The sequence below is a fragment of the Parasalinivibrio latis genome (assembly GCF_036825535.1).
Lineage (GTDB): Bacteria > Pseudomonadota > Gammaproteobacteria > Enterobacterales > Vibrionaceae > Parasalinivibrio > Parasalinivibrio latis.
In genome coordinates this window covers 1668223-1686480 of the sequence record NZ_CP098812.1, presented here as the reverse complement: position 1 = coordinate 1686480, position 18258 = coordinate 1668223, and the positions used below count along the sequence as shown (strand labels likewise).

Annotated in this window: 20 protein-coding genes; 9 read left to right on the top strand and 11 right to left on the bottom strand. The window is 48.0% G+C overall.

The window, feature by feature from the left end; genetic code table 11:
- Positions 1-50: 50 nt before the first annotated feature.
- Together NF212_RS08065 and cutA are read right to left on the bottom strand one after the other, a co-directional pair.
- A complete protein-coding gene (locus NF212_RS08065) occupies positions 51-395 on the bottom strand; it encodes a metalloregulator ArsR/SmtB family transcription factor (RefSeq protein WP_434360466.1) in 345 nt (114 codons plus the stop codon).
- A 100-nt stretch (positions 396-495) separates the two neighbouring features.
- Entirely contained in the window at positions 496-825 is a 330-nt protein-coding gene (cutA, locus tag NF212_RS08060) for a divalent-cation tolerance protein CutA (protein ID WP_434360464.1), read from the bottom strand.
- 131 nt (positions 826-956) lie between these two features.
- Between cutA and NF212_RS08055 the strand changes: the two genes are divergently transcribed.
- The 6 genes from NF212_RS08055 (at position 957) to NF212_RS08030 (ending at position 4312) form a co-directional block, all read left to right on the top strand.
- Positions 957-1682 (top strand): DUF1223 domain-containing protein, encoded by a 726-nt coding sequence (locus NF212_RS08055; RefSeq protein WP_434360462.1) that lies wholly within the window; start codon positions 957-959, stop codon positions 1680-1682.
- 109 nt (positions 1683-1791) lie between these two features.
- Positions 1792-2424 (top strand): hypothetical protein, encoded by a 633-nt coding sequence (locus NF212_RS08050; protein WP_434360460.1) that lies wholly within the window; start codon positions 1792-1794, stop codon positions 2422-2424.
- Positions 2421-3134, top strand: coding sequence for a hypothetical protein (locus tag NF212_RS08045; RefSeq protein ID WP_434360458.1), 714 nt, complete (start codon positions 2421-2423; stop codon positions 3132-3134). The genes NF212_RS08050 and NF212_RS08045 overlap by 4 nt, the downstream gene beginning before the upstream one ends.
- A 237-nt stretch (positions 3135-3371) precedes the next feature.
- On the top strand, positions 3372-3518 hold the full coding sequence (locus NF212_RS08040) for a hypothetical protein (RefSeq protein WP_434360456.1): 147 nt from the start codon (positions 3372-3374) through the stop codon (positions 3516-3518).
- Positions 3519-3640: 122 nt separating this feature from the next.
- Complete coding sequence (locus tag NF212_RS08035; RefSeq protein WP_434360454.1) at positions 3641-3958, top strand: MazG nucleotide pyrophosphohydrolase domain-containing protein; 318 nt, start codon at positions 3641-3643, stop codon at positions 3956-3958.
- Between the two features lie 9 nt (positions 3959-3967).
- Positions 3968-4312, top strand: coding sequence for a DUF3392 domain-containing protein (locus NF212_RS08030; protein ID WP_434360452.1), 345 nt, complete (start codon positions 3968-3970; stop codon positions 4310-4312).
- 70 nt (positions 4313-4382) lie between these two features.
- Here NF212_RS08030 and NF212_RS08025 read toward each other — a convergent pair whose 3' ends face one another.
- The 3 genes from NF212_RS08025 to NF212_RS08015 form a co-directional block, all read right to left on the bottom strand.
- Complete coding sequence (locus NF212_RS08025; protein WP_434360450.1) at positions 4383-4856, bottom strand: methylated-DNA--[protein]-cysteine S-methyltransferase; 474 nt, start codon at positions 4854-4856, stop codon at positions 4383-4385.
- Between the two features lie 18 nt (positions 4857-4874).
- Positions 4875-6239, bottom strand: a complete 1365-nt coding sequence (locus tag NF212_RS08020) for a DNA-3-methyladenine glycosylase 2 family protein (protein WP_434360448.1) — start codon at positions 6237-6239, stop codon at positions 4875-4877.
- A gap of 99 nt (positions 6240-6338) precedes the next feature.
- The gene (locus NF212_RS08015) at positions 6339-8447 is read right to left on the bottom strand and encodes a plasmid pRiA4b ORF-3 family protein (protein ID WP_434360446.1); all 2109 of its coding nucleotides are present in this window, start codon (positions 8445-8447) and stop codon (positions 6339-6341) included.
- A 264-nt stretch (positions 8448-8711) separates the two neighbouring features.
- Between NF212_RS08015 and NF212_RS08010 the strand changes: the two genes are divergently transcribed.
- Both NF212_RS08010 and yidA read left to right on the top strand, forming a co-directional pair.
- Positions 8712-9605, top strand: coding sequence for a LysR family transcriptional regulator (locus tag NF212_RS08010; protein ID WP_434360444.1), 894 nt, complete (start codon positions 8712-8714; stop codon positions 9603-9605).
- A 119-nt stretch (positions 9606-9724) separates the two neighbouring features.
- Positions 9725-10534 (top strand): sugar-phosphatase, encoded by an 810-nt coding sequence (yidA, locus tag NF212_RS08005; RefSeq protein WP_434360442.1) that lies wholly within the window; start codon positions 9725-9727, stop codon positions 10532-10534.
- A 74-nt stretch (positions 10535-10608) separates the two neighbouring features.
- Here yidA and NF212_RS08000 read toward each other — a convergent pair whose 3' ends face one another.
- The 4 genes from NF212_RS08000 to NF212_RS07985 form a co-directional block, all read right to left on the bottom strand.
- Positions 10609-10926: a hypothetical protein gene (locus tag NF212_RS08000; RefSeq protein ID WP_434360440.1), complete on the bottom strand. Its 318-nt coding sequence runs from the start codon at positions 10924-10926 to the stop codon at positions 10609-10611.
- Between the two features lie 583 nt (positions 10927-11509).
- Positions 11510-12667 carry an amino acid permease gene (locus tag NF212_RS07995; protein ID WP_434360438.1) on the bottom strand — a complete coding sequence of 386 codons (1158 nt, stop codon included), beginning with the start codon at positions 12665-12667 and terminating at the stop codon, positions 11510-11512.
- 13 nt (positions 12668-12680) lie between these two features.
- The gene (locus NF212_RS07990) at positions 12681-12872 is read right to left on the bottom strand and encodes a hypothetical protein (protein ID WP_434360436.1); all 192 of its coding nucleotides are present in this window, start codon (positions 12870-12872) and stop codon (positions 12681-12683) included.
- A gap of 217 nt (positions 12873-13089) precedes the next feature.
- Positions 13090-13398: a hypothetical protein gene (locus NF212_RS07985; protein WP_434360434.1), complete on the bottom strand. Its 309-nt coding sequence runs from the start codon at positions 13396-13398 to the stop codon at positions 13090-13092.
- Between the two features lie 382 nt (positions 13399-13780).
- Between NF212_RS07985 and NF212_RS07980 the strand changes: the two genes are divergently transcribed.
- Positions 13781-15742 (top strand): EAL domain-containing protein, encoded by a 1962-nt coding sequence (locus tag NF212_RS07980; protein ID WP_434360432.1) that lies wholly within the window; start codon positions 13781-13783, stop codon positions 15740-15742.
- 31 nt (positions 15743-15773) lie between these two features.
- On the opposite strand, the gene NF212_RS07975 is transcribed toward NF212_RS07980, so the two are convergent.
- Together NF212_RS07975 and NF212_RS07970 are read right to left on the bottom strand one after the other, a co-directional pair.
- Positions 15774-17753 (bottom strand): putative bifunctional diguanylate cyclase/phosphodiesterase, encoded by a 1980-nt coding sequence (locus NF212_RS07975; protein WP_434360430.1) that lies wholly within the window; start codon positions 17751-17753, stop codon positions 15774-15776.
- Positions 17754-17818: 65 nt separating this feature from the next.
- Positions 17819-17998, bottom strand: coding sequence for a hypothetical protein (locus NF212_RS07970; RefSeq protein ID WP_434360428.1), 180 nt, complete (start codon positions 17996-17998; stop codon positions 17819-17821).
- Between the last annotated feature and the right edge of the window lie 260 nt (positions 17999-18258).

The window sequence follows — 18258 nt, the reverse complement described above, 5'->3', positions numbered from 1 at the left end:
TCTCTTGTTATTGCATATATGGAAAAACGCATATATGCAGCCAAATTTTTTTAACAGCACGCCGCTGCACGGGCAGGCCTGTCACCCATCGCACAGAGTTTGCCAACACTGGTTTTCAAAAACTCCCGGTTGGCTACGACGACATCCTGCAATACCTGCTTGCACCAGGCAGGGAGTATCGGGTTAATGTGATAAAACACCCATTGCCCCTGGCGTCGGTCTACAAGCAAGCCACACTTGCGTAATTGGGCCAGGTGACGGGAAACCTTGGGCTGGCTTTCATCAAGGGCAGCCATCAGTTCACACACACAAAGCTCCTGCTCTCGGGTAATCAGCATCAAACAGCGGAGCCGGGTTTCGTCAGACAGGCACTTAAAAAATAGAACCGGATCCATGAGTTACTCTCAAGTCAAAACATACGGAAATTAATATATGCGCTTTTCCATATATGTAAAGTGAAAATTCGGTGAATATGGAAATATCCCAGGAACAGGATCAGATATCCGGACAGGAATCCTTAATCCAACCAAGGTATGCCTCTGAACCACCGGTTACTGGCAACTTGATGATTTCCGGCACATCGTAGTCATGAAGCAAGCGGATGATTTTTTCCACCTGCGGATAGAGTGCTTCGCGGGTTTTTATCAGCACCTGTTTTTCTGCATCGCAATTCACTGCACCTTCCCAGTGGTAGAAGCTGTCTATTGACTGCACCTGGATACAGGCTGCCAGGTGTTTTTCCAGCAGGGTATCAATAATTTTCTTCCCCACGGCGTCATCCGCAAAGGTCGTCAGAACCACACAGTATTCCGAGGCTGTATTCATGCTCATTCTCTGTATTAGGGCTTTCTGTCATTTTACGGTTATCGCTGCCCGGTATATACCCAAATTCAGCATATGAAAGCTTCCTGCGCTAATCCCGGTCTTTTCAGATACCCAAACATTAGGCGCTTATTATGAAACCCCTTATCCCAATTGCGTTGATTACCTTGTGTTTTCCTTTTTTCACCGCTGCAGAACAAACATGGAGCAACAATGGCGATCCGGCGACGGTTATTGAATTATTTACCTCTGAGGGGTGCAGCAGCTGCCCTCCCGCTGACCGGGTGTTAGGCAACCTGAAAACAGAGCCCGGTCTTTGGAATGAACTTATCCCGCTGGCGTTTCACGTTGATTACTGGGACTACTTAGGGTGGAAAGACCGCTTTGCCCGTACCGAATTCTCCGTGCGCCAGCGAAACAAAGTGCATGCGGGGAAAGCAAGGGGAACCTATACCCCGGGCTGGTTTATTAATGGAAATGAATGGACAGGCTTTTTCTCGGGCAAGCCGGTTCCGTTGGAAGCAGGTAAACCTGCCGGAAAACTTGAAGCCACCCTGAATGCCTCTACCGTTTCGGTCATTTACACACCAGATGAGCAAACCGGGCGACAAAAACTGACCGCCAATATCGCATTGCTGGCGATGGGACAGGTTACTGCAATAAAGCGAGGCGAAAACCGGGGCAAGTCTCTGGAACACGATTTCGTTGTCATCGATTTTGCTCGCCTCCCTCCTTCCAGGAAAGGATGGACCCACCACATATCCCCTGATATTGCGCCTGATGCCATTGCCGTTTGGCTTACCGACGGTGAAACCGGAACACCCGTACAAACCGTAGCCGGGTGGGTAAACACCAAGTAACCTCCTGGGGCTACATTATATCGATGTAACCAATTATGGTTACTTCGCTTGATGTAACCATAAAGAGTTACCTATACTGGTAACACCTGTGGTCGGTAAAGAATGGAATATGGCAATAAAAGCGGTTTTAACAGGCGATATCGTTCGGTCACGTACGCTGACACCCGATGACTTTACGCAAGTCCTCTCGACCCTTGATTCTGCATGTAAGGTTATCCAGAAGCAGAGTGACGCGACTTATGAAATTTTCCGTGGCGATGCCTTCCAGATCCTGTTTCCCAACCCGGAAGACAGCATCAGTGCAGCGATTACCATAAGGCTTGCCCTGCGAGCCAGCCTGACTTCTACGCCCGATGCAAGAATCAGCATTGGACTGGGGGAAATTGACCCTCCGGCAGCGACGCTCGGCCGTTCCAGCGGTGAAGCCTTTATTCTTTCAGGGCACCACCTTGATACAATGGCTGCAGAAACCCTTGTGGTAAGCAGCCCAAGCCCAGCATTTCAGCGCGACACGTCACTGCTGACCCGGTTTGCCGATCGCCTGCTCAGCCAGACCACCAACCGGCAGGCCAATGCACTTTATCACTACCTGACAGATGAAGATAACAGCCACCAGGCGATCGCCTCTTTGCTCCGAACTTCCCGTGTCAACGTGACAAAATTGCTCAATCAGGCAGAATACCAGTTAATTTCAGACTATCTGGATGACATCCGGCAAAGAATCAGGGAAGGATTTTCATGACAGAAGCCCAGACACTGGCTGCACTGTTCGTCACCATTCAGCTTATATGCTCTTTCTACCTGCCGGCATCATCCCGTAAATCCCGCACCAGGGTGATATATGGCACTCTTATCCGGGCAGGGATACTCGGGACAGGCCTGCTGGCCCTTAAGCTTGTATCCTGGCAAACTGGTACAGTAATGGCAGCCTGGCTTTGCCTTCAGGCAGTATGCGACTGGCGGTTGACCGTCTCGCGTCATGAAAGCCGGATAGTTTTCATTCAGGTTGTTCTTCACCTGATAGCCCTGGCATTGCTCTTGCCGAATTTATCAGGCTTACTTTCCAGTCTTTCTGGCCTGCCGTTAAAAAATATTACCGTAGTTATTTCAGCCTACCTGCTTGTTATCACACCGGCATCCGTCATTATTGCCTCGCTATTGAAGCGATGGGGATTTGGTCTTGTCAATGAAACCTCCGGCTTACAGGCCGCAGGAAAAACCATTGGCTACACCGAACGCATCCTGACACTCACTTTCATTCTGCTTGGTGAATACGGTGCAATTGGCTTTCTGTTGGCAGCCAAATCCATATTCCGCTTCGGTGACCTGCGGGAAAACCATGACCACAAGCGCACGGAATATGTAATGATCGGGTCATTGCTGAGCATGACATTCACCCTGCTGGTGGGGGTAACAGCCCAGTTTTTACTCGGCAATATCAATCAGATCTAAAAACCTTCCCCTTTATAAGAAATCGATTTCTTATAATGTTTCTCAGTTCTGGTAATTGGTTAAATTTTGAACCACAATTCATCAATTAGCCGGATTGAATGCGCTTGTTTTACTTATAAAACCAATAATAAATGCTTTTGTCAGTTGTGTTTCATCCAACTATTCGACGCACTATCCGGGAACAGTCCGAATACAGTTGTATCCCTTTAGCGATGTAGTAGAAGTAAGGATTGCACAATGGAAATTAAGCTCAAAAATGATCTTTCCCACCATGGTAAACAGGACGAACACCGTAAAGCCACGGCACCACCGGCTGACTGCGCCCGGCAGGAGGATTCCCCTACGGGCAGGGCATACCTGAAGCCTGACAATAAACGGCGTTGAATCCCCGAATAGCAGAACCCGTACAAGCAGTTTGTGCGGGTTTATTTTTTGCAATTTATTTACCGGCACACTGTGAAAAACAGTGATAACTCCTTATGATCCAATCAAAAGGAGGGCAGACTATGCCAGAACTCAAATCTTCACCTACCCTTTCTGACTTCCAAAAGTACGTTAATGATCTTGAACATGAACGGGGCTTTATCGACCAGACCCCCAAAGAGAAATGCCTGTTGCTGGGAGAAGAAGTCGGAGAACTGTTTAAAGCGGTGAGGAAAGCCGAGGGTATCAAAATCGATCCTGCCTCCAGGGTTGGTGAATTGGGCGCAGAGCTGGCCGATATATTTATCTACCTATGCGCTATCGCAAACCGCTATGACATAGAGCTGGAAGCCGCATTCAGGGCTAAAGAAGAAACCAACAAAAAACGTAACTGGGTTTAATTAATAACAATGTCAGAAGTTCTTTCTACCGCCATCCATTGGCTGGCTAAAGCCGGTCATTTCCTGTTCCAATGGAATTCAAATATCGCAATAGCCATGGTTGCCTGCCTGTTAGTAGTACTAGGCAGCGATATCAACCGGGTGCTGCGCCGTAACCTGTCCGGCCAACATTTTATTGTGCGCACACTGGCATTTATTGCAGTAAACGCATTCGGCTTTGGCGCCTTTATTGTCTGGGCTTCACCTTTCCTCGCCAGGCAATTAAGAGCCCTCCCCGCGGAATGGTATTTCACAGTTGTGGTCACTGTATTTATATTTGTAGGTATCTGGGCACAACGTAACCGGCAAATCTAGATATACCCATATAGGGGTTAACACAAAGGAGAGCGCGGCTCTCCTTTGTTGCCTTCTCAATATCACTGATTCAACAAAATTCCCTTTCCAGTGCCAAAAGTGCCTTTTTGGCATCTAGCCCACCGGCGTAACCGGTAAGTGAGCCATCAGCGCCAATAACACGGTGACAAGGGACAATGATGGCTACCGGGTTCTGTCCATTTGCCGCGCCCACTGCCCGGGATCCGGTAGGCTTACCAATCATCGTTGCCAGCTCACCATAGGTTCTTGTGTTCCCGTAAGGGATATCACAAAGCGCATCCCAAACCCGGCGCTGAAATGGCGTACCTTTCACATCCAGCCTGACATTGAATGAATCGCGTTTGCCCGCAAAGTACTCGTCCAATTGGCTTACAATAAGAGTGAATGGCTCGTCGATATCAATCGCTTCTTCACACAGTGGTACAACTTTTTGCTGTACCGGTAACATCAGCGAAGTGATACCGTTATCCGATGCTGTGATTCGTATTTTTCCCAGCGGAGAGTGATAAAAATGATAGTACATGGCCTTCTCTCCAAAACATTATTTCAGATTCCAAAGCTGGAATGTTAAATAGCTTCGCCATGGAGCACCCTCATCAGGGTCCAAATTAATCCCCATGGCTTCTAATTTGCGCACAACCCCCAGATCACCCGCAAGAAATATATCAGGCTCCCCACTGCCACGCATACGTGCATAATCAACCGTCCAGCGTCCTATTCCCTTGATGGAAAGCCAGTTTTCCGGTTCACTTCCTTCTTGGGTGGAACAAAGCCTGGCCAGATCGCGTAGTGCCTGCTTTCTGCCGCCGGGCATTTTAAGGCAATGGATATCCGATGCAGCAAGAGCGGATGGAGCCGGGAACCATAAACGTTCCGCCTCCGATTCGCCGTATTCAGATACCAGTTTCCTTACCATGTTGGTAGCAGCAGTCACAGTAACCTGTTGACCCAACACCGCCCTTATACCAGCTTCATACGTGCTCCAGGCCCCGGGAATCCGAAGTCCGGGTATTAAACGCTCACCCAACTGTTGTATCAATGAAAGATGGCTATGGATAGATTGCGGATCGGCATCCAGATCTAGGATACGACGTATTCTTTTCACTACCCTAAACAACGCAGCCGGTTGATTGAGGTGAATCTCAACATCAAAGCAGTTTTCGCTGTTCTGGTGCCTGGCAATAAACCAGCCTTTAGCCCCCTCGACAGCAAACGTCCGGCCATAAGTGTGTTCATCCAGCCACTCCATTCCGTGGATCAACCGGGCTGAAACAAATACCCGCCACCGATCCCAGTCGTAAGGAGGCCGGTATGCCAGCCGGATGGAAACCGGGCCTGCAGTCACTTCTGTCTTACCCCGCACTTGGGATGGTGTCAGTTTCAGCGCAGAGGAAAAGCTGTCATTAAACCGGCGTACACTGTTGAAACCCGCAGCGAAGGCAATTTCTGATACCGGGAGACGGGTTTCATGCAGCAGTTTTTTCGCAAACAGTACCTGTTGGTATAGGGAATACTGTTTTGGTGAAAGGCCCAGCCGGTTGTGAAAGAGTTTTCTCAGGTACCGGTCAGAGACGCCAAGCCTGTGACAAAGATCAGTGACAGATTGTTGATGAAGGTATCCGCTGTCGATCAGGGAAACGGCCCGCTCCAGCGTGGTATCTACCCCTTTCCAAGGGTTGGAACCTGGCGCACTGTCCGGTCGGCAGCGCAAACAGGGTCTGAACCCCTGCCCCGCAGCTTCAACAGCAGAGTGAAAATACCGCACATTTTCTTCACTGGCGGTCTTCGCCGGGCAAATTGGCCGGCAGTAGATACCGGTTGTCACCACACCAACAAAGAACTTACCGTCAAATCGGTGATCACGGGATTCCCGGGCCCGTCGCCAGCTTTCCGTCATATCCAGCATTGTCTGTACTCTTTATCCGATCCGTAAGGACACAGTACCACACCGGATTAACCAAACTGGCCGGAAACGGAACTGGATCTGTATCCAGTTCCAAACTGTTTACTCGTAAAGCTCACGAATAGCAGCATTTGCCGCATCTTTATCAAAATATGCTGGATCGTAACCATCATGCCAGCCAGCCCAGTCAAGCTCTTCGGCATCCTCATCACTGCGCCGTCGATGGGCTTTCAGCAACATTTGGTAACCGGGTACTCCCCCACAGTCTTCCGGTGGTCCGGCACGCTTCCCGGTAGTGACCCTTGGCATGACACAGACTTTATCACGAACTTTTTCCAGCGATATTTTATGCTGCCAGTCATCGCCAAAGTCGTAACAGTAGACCATTTCATCCCCTGGGTTTTTCAGCAACATATCCAGGGTAACGAGTGCCAATTCTGTATTCGGATCGGCATTCTCGTCGTCCAGGGGTGGAAACACTTCGTTATTCGCCCTGAATTCAAATGAGTGGTAACCCTCCCATCCCATCGCACACTGCAGTACGGAACTGAATTCCAGCAGCGAGGCCTTGCTGCTTATTTCAAGACGCCGCCAGATAGCCGGTTTGCAATCCTTGAGCTCAACCTTCAACACAAAGGTGCCACCGGGATCATTGTTGGTTTCCAGAATCTTCTCCCTGAACTGTTCGTACTGGGCATCCTGGATAGCAATGTCCGCCAGGCGGTTTAACAGCGGATACCGCCGGTTGGGGTTAATGGCATTGTGGAGGATGTTATGGGCATTAAGCAGGAAAATATGGGCGTCCTGGGCAATTTCTTTACTGTCCCCGACCGCATAGCTGCATACCAGGCCACAGAGCATGAATCGTTCTGCCAGCCGCTCTCTGTTGGAGTCGAACACCGCCATCATCACATCTTCACTGGACAGGCATCCATCCGGAACCAGAAAATCTGCCCAGCTTTCGACCATCGGGTAATGGAGCAAAAATTCGCTGCGCAGGCGTGCTTCCTGTATAGCATCTTTTGATGGGGTGCCGTCCAAAAGCAGCATCAGCATTTCACTGGCATTCAGTTGTTGCGGCTGGCTCAGGCTGTCTTCCAGCATGCCCAGCAGCATCAGGGAATCGGTATCGACTGGTGTGCCGACTGACTGGTTCCGTTCCAACATCCACGGCAATACACTGGCTGTCAGCGCAGGAGAGACCATATAGGTGAAGGCATTTTCGCGGGACTTTTCGCACACATCCTGCCAGTCTTCAATGGTAATGCCCGACTGGCAGTAACCCTCTGTCAGCCCGGAATCCAGCTTGAACAGCCCAGTCCACAGAATTAGCTTATCGTCCTTATGGACAAGCAGTGAGAGTGTCATCGAATCGGAACCGTCTACCAATGATGCGATGGCTTCTTTCACTATACCGAGGTTTGGAGCAGCCGGTTCGTTACCCAGCGTCAGGCTTAACCACCGGTCGATGTCAGCGCGCAAGCTTTTATTTGCAAAGTGGCGAAGTATGACCAGGTGGCGGCGGTAATTTAGCCCACGCCACTGGGTTTTAGTCAAAGATGACAGGAAACTGCGGACTTCTCCCTGTACCACATCGTCATAGTGGCTGAGAAGCAAGACAGCCGCATCAATGGCCCAAGGCTTGGCCATAAGTGCGTTAAACAGGGGATAGCATGCCCCTTCCGGAAGCATGGCCAGTTGGTCAATAAAGAACTGGGCAAAACTCTCCGCTGAATCGATACCGAATTCTTCCATTTCTGTCACCAGATCATCAGGCGACATTTCCATGGAACCAAATTCATTGTCTTCCTCAAACCCCTGGGTAACGTCGTGCATCACCTCTTCACTGAGAGGGATCCGGTTACGGCGAAGCAGGTTGGCAATGTAGAAGATAACCTGACTGCCGACACCATTTTGTGCAGCCTGGTGAAGTACTCGGGAGGTCGTAGAAATGACATCCTCTGCCATCTCCGGTTCGTGTTTTGCAGTAATCGCAAACTGGAGCGATGCCAGATCCAGCCAGCAAAGCAACCGGTTAAACTCTTCCTGCTCGGGACTATAAGGACTCGAGGCACAGACAATAGTCATGCATACCAGCGCAAACGGGGCATCCAGCAGCTCCACGACATCATCTGGCAACTGATCAACAGGAAGGTGACCATGCTGTTCGAAGTTTTCCTCAAAGAGTGCAACAAGCACAGATAAATCCATATACAACTTTCCCTGAATCGTGATGGAAATACTTTACCACCCTACTTTGCGGCTCCCAATGCTGTAGCGTCTCAACTGTCGGTAACAAGGTTAAAAATGCTTATCCTCTCTCATTGTTGGGGCAAAAAACCTATGCTGCTTCAATACACCTGACCCTGAACGTTGCCAAACAAGCCAGAGCGCACAGAACACTTCCCCTATTATTGAGATTAGTCTCAACCACGCGGAAAATGTGAACATCTCACCCCGGACAGGTAAATCAACATGCTGGATAAAATGGCTTTTTTCGTGGAAGTAGTTAAAGCCGGGTCTATATCTTCAGCGGCCAGGAAACAGGATATTTCCGTTTCAGCCGGAAGCCGTTGGCTGCAGGATTTGGAACAGCATTTCGGCATGGAACTTTACCGCCGGAGTAACCGCCTGCTCACCCCTACCCCAGCCGGGCAGAAACTGTTTGACGAGTTCTCCCCCTTGCTGAGCAGCGCAGAAAGGCTGACAGAAGAGATGTTTGGTTTTCTGAAACACGATAAAGGTCACCTTAATATCGCCGTCACACCCGCCTATGCCAACCACCTGCTGATGGAGCCCCTGTCCCGGTATCTTGAATCCAATCCGGGAGTAACAGCCAGTTTAACGGTGACCTCTTACGCGCTGGATTACGCGGCTGACTGTGATCTGGTTATTTCTGCTGTCGCACGTTACCAGGGGTACCGGGAAAAAGACCTTCATCTTGTGCGAAGAGAGCTCATGCGCAGCCCGTTTGTCGTTGTAGCGTCGCCAGATTACATAAAGAAATATGGTGAACCGGATGATCCGGCAGACTTACTTCACCATCGGTGTCTTTTTGCTGCCACCCTAACCGGGGGTAACGAATGGATTTTCAACCGGGATGGTGAAACCCAAATCATAAAAGTCCCCAAAACGCTGGAAGTCGCAGACAGTGATTTGCTGCTGCAGGGGGTGAAGTTCGGTGCAGGTATCGGGTATCTCCCCGCTTTTTTGCTCAAGGAAGCATTAAGCAAAGGGGAGATTGTCGCCCTGTTACCCGATTTCGGTACCAGTGACTGGAGCCTAAATCTCTACTACCATCCGGAAGGCAAGGCGTCTGCCGCGGCAAAAAGCATGAAGGCTTACCTTTTAGAGCAACTGCATCCCTGACCAATCATTTCAATTAGGTAAACGGCTCATTAAATAAAAGTAAAAGTCACCTGCATCGATTGGTTGCGTACCGGCTTTTCATTACACTGCCGCTTTCCCTCTTTGTGAAAGTGGCAAACATGTACAAACTCATCGCACTCGATATGGACGGTACCCTGCTGTCTCCCGACGGTTCAATTTCCCCTCGCACCAAGGACGCAATTACCCAAGCACGCAGCAAAGGTGTCACCGTTGCGCTGGCAAGCGGTCGCCCGCTGGAAGGTATGACTCACTATATCGAGGAGCTGGGTTTCAACTCAGACAAGGATTTTGCTGTTTGTTACAACGGCGGTATGGTGGTGTGTGCTAAAACCGGTGAAACCGTTAGAAGCCAATTGCTGACCGGCAAAGATGCCAAGAACATCGCTTCACTGGCGAATGATCTTCATGTGAATATTCATGCCTTCACGACACGACTTGGCCTGATCACACCAAAAAACAACCACTACACTGAACACGAAGCAACAATCAATAAGCTCACTATTACCGAAATCGACTTTAATGAGCTCGATGACGAAGAAGTCGTCATGAAAGTGATGTTGATTGATCCACCCGAGATCCTGCAAAAGGCTGTTGATACCCTTCCGGAATTTCTCTACGAACAGTATACCGTGGTTCGCAGTGCGCCTTTCTTCCTGGAGATCATGAATAAAAACAGTCATAAAGCCGCAGGAGTCGCTTCGCTGGCTGAACACCTGGATATTAAACAGGAAGAAGTCATTTGCATGGGTGATGCCGGGAATGACCACCATATGATTGAATGGGCTGGCCTGGGTATCGCTATGGGGAATGCCGATGACGATACAAAAGCGATCGCGGACTACATCACTGACACCAATGCCAATGATGGTGTAGCACAAGCGATTGAAAAGTTTGTACTAAACGCCTGATTGATTATTTTGGCATAGAAAAGCCCTTCTGGTTTATACCCCAGAAGGGCTTTATAACAATTACAGATACTGCTTCAGACCCTTTCCATGAACTGGGTGATGTAACCGGTCAGCCTTTCATTGAACATTTCTTCTACGTCTTCCGGAGTCAGCTCCAGGGAAGAAAGGTATTTTTCCGCCTGACTTTCAGTCAAAAGCCGGTTTGCCAGCACATAGTCAAATTCAGGTTCTGATTTGTCATAACGTGGTGTCAATTCCCATTCAATCCTGTCACCCAGCAAACTTTGAATTGGTTTCTGCGCCACGCCACAGAATGCCTCAATATGGTTTATACCATTGGGACCGAGGCAACCGGGTTCCAGTCTGCAAAGTACTTTAAGTTTCACATCCATAAAGCATTGCCTGCTTGTTATTTTTGTCCTGCATAATAATGCGCCCTGTCAAACAAGAATAGACCAAAGGTCACTAAATTTTGGCAGTTGTCAGTTAATCAAGAATTCCCCATCTTTCCAGGTACCAGTAATTGGAATCATGCATTGGTCAGAGATGATTTAAACCAGTCTGAATGAGCAAAACCCAAAAACACAACACACCATATTGCACTTTGCTGTCTGGAGCGCCACTTTGAACTGTAAAGCAGCATTTACACCTAAGATTATCGGCAAAAAATCCGGGGCTATGGTGAGTTATTCCGATTCTTTGTATGATTCGCGACGTAACGGCAAGTTACGGTTCATATACTCGCGCTCCTTCGAGTAAGGCATATCCAACGGTTCGAAAAGTGGATGTGCCACAGAATGCCAAGGGTTCGGTTCCCCTTGCCATTCAGACCAGTTAATCGCTAACATTTTGCGATCATCTTGATCAGGCATTGCTGCCAACAGCAATGCCTGTTTTTATTTGTATCCCAGATACCCAAATGTAAAAAAGCCCCGGATAAAATCCAGGGCTTAATTGACCTAAATATACTTTTTGTCAGATGACTTGTGCCAACAACAGGAAGCAGCCAAAGACAAAGCTCAGGCTCATAGCCATCGCACCGCCACCCGCTTCATAAGCTTCCACCAGCACATTTTCCATTTTGCGAACCTTCAGCGTCATTGCCATAGGGACAAATACAGCCAGGAACACAAGAATAATACCGGCATAACCCAGTATCGCCAGAAACTGCTCTGGTGCGATTACTGCGCCTATCAAAGGCAAAATGAACGTAACAATAAAAAGCACAGGGCGGCTGGTTTTAATGATATCTGCATTTTGGTCATAAAGAGCCATTGCCACTCCAAGGAAGGACGTCAACAGCGCCAGACCGGTAAAGACAGACAGTATCAGCTCCATCCCGGCGTACTTGGCACCCAGTGCCGAAATCAGTTCTGACACACTGGCAAACTGTACCAATTGATCAGATGACAGGTTACCAACTGCCGCATAGAGCCACAGCAAATAACACACAAGCGGGATCACCGACCCGAGAATAACCATATTACGCAACTGGGACTTGGATGCGCCTTTGTTATAGGTCACCAATGACGGGATAACCACCATAAACGCGAAACTGGTAAACAGTACTGAGCTGGTTTTAATAAGGGCAACTTTATCGTTACTGACATGATCAGCCAGATTTACCAGCGTCATGTTTGGTACCAAAGCCATGAGGGTCAACACCAGGGCGACAATCATGCCGGCAAACAGCAGGCGGTTTAATTTGTCTACTACAGCAGTACCCATTGAGACAACCAGACCGGCAACGATGGTAAAGCCAACCTGGCTTGAAAGTGTGGAGAGAGTGAAACCGGCATTCGCTGCAACTTTTTGTACAAGATCACCGGCACCAATAATATAGGCCATCAAAAGACAGATAAGCAGTGCGTATAAAAGGCCGTTGGTAACAAGTTGCCCACTTTTTCCCAACGTTTCCCTGGCGATAGCGTTCATACTTGCACCGCCACCCACTTTGCAACTGGCTTCCAGAAGCAGTAAGGCAGCATAGGTGGTACCCACCCAAATAAAAAGCATAAGGAGAGTGCCCCACAGGAGGCCGAATTGAGCCAGGACCATTGGGATGGCAAGCATACCTGCCCCCAAAGCCGTCCCTGCAACAATGAGGGAGCTTCCGACAAGTTTAAGGTTCACGGTTATTACCTCTTTATTTTCCGTTTTTTCGGTTCATATCTCGGGCTGCCAACAAAGCTGGCGGAAAAAGAACAGGATAAAGACGCAGGCAATACCACATCCTGTTAAAGAATGTGCAGGTAAAAATCTGATTGGATACACCACCGTAAAATGGATTTAGGTGGTTGCATGCCCCTTCGGCCAGTTCAATTGCAGTTTTTTGCATTAACTGCTCCTGTCTCACTTGGGTTCGAATCAAGAAAGACACGTCGACACAATCAAGCTCCATTGCTGCTCAATGGTTTTTTCGGTTCAAAGACATGGTAAAACACAAGAAAGGGAATTGGAATGGAAAAGTGACTAGTTTTTGGTCAGTTATATGGCATCACGCAAGTAATGCCATATTAAATATTAGTTAACATGCAATTTACATTTTATTTTATTCATATCAAATCGCGCATGAGGATTTCAAGATCATCTTCCGCATCATCAATCAGATGAGCCAGGTCAAATGCGTCTTTCCTGCACATCGGTATTTTCCATTGTGTGGTATCACAATGTCTTGGGCTTTCAATACAGATCATCCAGGTAATCTTGCCCTTTTGTTCAAAAGCAATCTGGTCTAAATCTACACAATAATGCTCCCTGCTTTCTTCAACATCTATCTCAAGCGTGCCATTGGGTATCACTGCGACATGGACATGATGATGAGCTTTATTTTCAAGAACAAAATCGCGGTGAATCGCTAACATGTCAAAGTCCTTACTCATATAGTTTTATAGTGTCCGGACTATGAAGTATAGACGGGATTCTGTAGTTATCCTGACATTTGATTAAAATTTCCCCACTCAATTTCTCGGGCACATCTCATTGTTTTAACTATAGTTATTCAGGAGACTGTTTTGTTCAGCACTACAAAATCAGACAGTTATGTTTGCTCAAAAAAATAGAGCAAGAAAAACGGCTGTTTTATTCGACTAAGTCAGTTGTCCCGTCGCAACGCCTACTTTTGCCTTTTCTCACAAACTCCCGAACCTGCGCTACATTTATGAGTAACTGATAATAAAAAGTACTTGTTATTTGATGTTAACGGTTTCAACAGGCACAACAGATATAGATGTAAGGGTGTAATTGATGACCGACAGCCACAGCGAAAAAATGCTGTTTCGCCACTTTCATGTCACCAGCATTCTAGTGACAGCTCTGTTTTTAGTTGTAGGATGGTTTGCTACTTTAAATCTCAGCCACAAAGCTGCAGAACATTGGCTTTCCAATACCCAAAAACATATCTCATATACAGCCATTTCAGTGCTCAACGGCATCCCGCCCGGTACCGGATACCAGACATTGGAGGCGCTATTTCATCCCCTGCTCTCTGCAGGCGAGCTGCATCGCCTGGCAATCACCTTTCCTGATGACAGGGATATCTATCTAACCAGTACGACACTCCAAGGAGAACTTCTGGCCCCGGCCTGGTTTTCTGCATTGGTTATGCCTTCCAGTACCTACAACGAAAAATTCTTGGTTTCTAACGGTAAGATGGGGGAGCTGACATTTTCCCTGAACACATCTAAGGTGGCTGACTCCCTTTGGGAAGAGGCTCTGTTTCACCTCATCCTGATTACTGCTGCGGGCCTTTTTCTGCTGTTTCCCCTTCTTAACAGCCAGCGAAAAAACCTTCGTTCCCTTGAAAAACTGCGTATGGCTTTGAATCATTTAGCTGAAACCAAAACACCATTGCCGGCACCAGTTTCAATTTCTGATACTGAAGATGAACTCCAGGAAATGGCTGAGGCGATCAACGCCAGCAGCGATCATCTTCGCAGTCTGCACCTCCAACATGCGCAGGAAGCTGACAAACTCAGGAAGCGGGCCTATCAGGACCCGGTATCTGGCCTGGCTAACCGTAGTTTTCTTATTCCAACCCTGGAGTGCTGGCTTAAAAGCCCTGGGCGTGGAGGAATCGCCCTTTTCCAGTTTGACCTGGTAAAAGATTTGTACAGTGAGCGGGACTATGAAAAGGCAGATAAGCTCGTTGCCAAACTTGCTGAACAGATGAAAGCCCATATCCGGGAAGAAACTATCATTGCCCGCCTTAGCCATTCTGAATTTATGCTGGTTGATACACTGGGCAACAGAGAGGATCTGGAAACCCAGGGAAGGCTGTTACTTTTCACCGCCAATGAAATTGAACATGGTGCAAATGAACAATCCGGCAATGCCAAAGGTGCCCTGGCTATAGTGATGAGAGACAATTCTATGCAAGACGTCTCCACAATGCTTGCCCAGGCAGATAATGCCCTGGCACGGGCCAGAGGTATGCCTGACCGGGTATTAGTGCTTGAAAGCGCCCTTATTCAGAATGCATTGGGTAAAAAAGAGTGGCAACAATTAGTAGAAGAGGCAATTTCAAATCGCCGGTTCCATTTTGCCCTTCAACCTTCTTTGAGCCGGAACGCCAACCCGTTGTATTTTGAAATTTACACCATGATACGCAGGGGGGATGAAACCTACCCGGCACGCGAATTCATGTCCGCCATCGCCGGCACACCAATGGCAGTAGAGGTCGACAAACTGGTTGTAAGCACCTTTATCTTCAGGCTGAACCAGGAAAGCTATCCCGGCCCAATTACCATAAACCTTACACATACCAGCGTATCCGATCAGGGATTCAAACGTTGGTTGCAGCAAAAGCTTCGCACCTATCCCCTGCTCCGGGACCGCATTTTGTTTGAGTTACCGGAAATCAGCTTTATCAAAGAGCCGGAAAACACACAAAGCCTGTGCCAAATGATCCACGACTTCGGGTTTGGATATGGCATCGATAACTTTGAGCACCATTTCAGTTCCGCTGAAGAGCTGGAAACCTTCAGGCCAGATTACATTAAGCTCGACTCCGCTTTCACTCTCAACCTTAACGATAACCAGCGTACAGATGCGCTGGTTTCCATCACCCGGACGGCAGGCAACCTTAATATCATTACGATAGCAACAGGCATTGAGAGTACGGAGCAGAGAAGCCAGTTAGCAGACCTGGGAATTGATGCATTCCAGGGGTTTGCAGTGCAGGAAGTGCGCAGCAGCAAGCGCCCCTGAATGTTAATCCTGTACAGGTATTAACGGGCTATCAGGCAAGGCGGTCATCAAGATAGTCCGGCCGCCAAAAGTTGGTAGAAAAATCCGTAGCCGAAACCGCTTTCGAGAAAAAGAAGCCCTGCCCCATATCGCACCCCTCTTTTCTGAGCAGCTTAAATTGTGATGAGCTTTCTATCCCTTCAGCGATGACTTTGATACCGAGCCGGTGAGCCATGCTGATAATCGCCTGGCACAACGCAATATCGTCTTCATTCTTTTCAAGCCCTTTCACAAACTGGCGGTCAATTTTAAGGTAGTCGATATCGAATTTACGCAGGTAAGCCAGCGATGAATAACCCGTCCCAAAATCATCAATGGATATAGCCACGCCTTTTTCGCGAAAACGATGAAGTTTACTGGTCACCGCTGGAGAATCATCAAGCAGCAAACCCTCAGTAATCTCAATATTTAATGCTGATCCCGGTAAGTTGAGCTCACTAATCATCGACAGCCAACTATCAAATTTTTGCTCGGACATCCGAAATTGAACCGGGGACATATTGATACTCACCTGGAGCTCTATCCCATAAGCTTCACGCCAGTATTTAGTCTGGATGAGGGCTTTTCGAAACACCCAATCCCCAATAGGAATAATCAGTCCAGTCTCTTCAGCCAAAGGAATAAATTTTGATGGCGGCACATACCCAAGTTCAGGATGGTTCCAGCGCAACAACACCTCAGCCTTTACCACCCGTGAGTGCTCGAGATCGACAATGGGCTGGAACGCGAGTTCGAATTCTTTTCGCTCCATAGCAAGGCGTAACGCAGACGTCAGCGCAAACTTTTCCATTACCGATTGCTGAAGATCTGCAGAGAAAAATTTAAAATTTCCCCGGCCGGCATTTTTCGCTGAATACATGGCCTGGTCGGCATGTTGCAGTATTGCATCCACCTCGCAGGCATCCTGCGGACACCGGGCAATTCCAATACTCCCGGACAAGTGAATGACATGCTCCTGAATATGGAATGGCATTTCCAGGGACTGAATCAGCTTATAACCCAATACTTCCAGCTCTTTCTTGGTAACCCTGGGGCCGTTAATGATTAAACCAAATTCATCGCCACCGATTCTTGCCAACATATTTGACCCAGCTACCCGGCTCAGGCGCATAGCGGCTTCTGTAATCAAAATATCCCCGAAATGGTGCCCCATTGAGTCATTGATCTCTTTAAACCGGTCAAGATCGATATACATAATGGCAAATTCATAATCACCCAAATAGCTCGCGGCTACCCGCTCGCGCACCGTATCGAGAAAATGCCTGCGGTTTGGCGCTTTTGTCAGCTCATCAGATATAGCCTGTTTCCACAGCTCATCCCGGGCCGACAGACGCTCTGACCAGACTGCGGCAAATTGATTGACGAGGCGTCCCAACTCATCATTAGCCCGGTATGGGTAGTTAACCTGGAGCTTGCTTTTTTTGTCATCCGACAGAGCGTTGATCCACGCAACAATGTCCTTGATGGGACGCGAAAGGTAGAAATAGAAGAAAATGAGCAGTAACAGGGAGACGACAATTGCGTGTGTCAGATCATGGTACAACCGGATGGCTGATCGGTTTACAAACTCATTAATTACGTATTTGTCATCCACCACAATCGTCAGCATTCCCTGGGACTGGTTAAATGGTGGAATCAAAAACTCGATCGAAAGCGTGTGTTCCTGGGCAAAGAGTTGTTTTGAAAGCCAATTCGTTACTGAGCTGTAACTTGCGGAATTCCTGTAATTACTGGAGAGCTCTTCTCCAAAATCATCAATTAACGTTGCTCCCCGAAGAGCAGGATGCTGAAGCAAGCCTTCTGTCAGTTTGCGGGCTTGTTGACTATTGACCTGATAGACGGCGAGCAGAGCCTGCGAGCGGTTCATCTCGAGTACATTAGAAAGCTCTTTATCCAACGAGTCTCTCAGTGCCCCAAGATCACGGTATATAGAAACTGATGACAATACAGTTCCTACAATCAGGGTTACCATTAAAACAACCGTGGAATGCTTAAACGGCAAAGAATTCCAGATTTGCAATTTCGCAGCTCCATTGCTCATTGCGCTGGCAGTGACACCCCACCGCCTAAAAACAAAGTCCAAGCGCCTGATTTTCCGGCATCCGGGACATATCTCATTGTTAACAACATTATCACTAGTAACGCCATCGTGCCAAAAACCAACCCGACATTTATTTGTGAAACAATTACCGGGTAATTCATAAATCCGTGCCGCAACCTTATGTTTATAATTGCTTATAAATTCAATAAGAAAAGCATTGTTTTATAAATCCATTTGGAACGATGGATGGGTATTATTTCAGGAATAATAAATAGTGATTCATAGAACCGGTCCTTACCCAGAGGCGTCGGCGCTACGTGCAATAAATATCCTCTGGCTTACACGAACGTGGCTGGCGGTTTTTTTCAGCAGGAATCACACTACACATCGATAAGATGGCAATGGATTATCAGTGCTTTTTCATTCCTCTGATTGA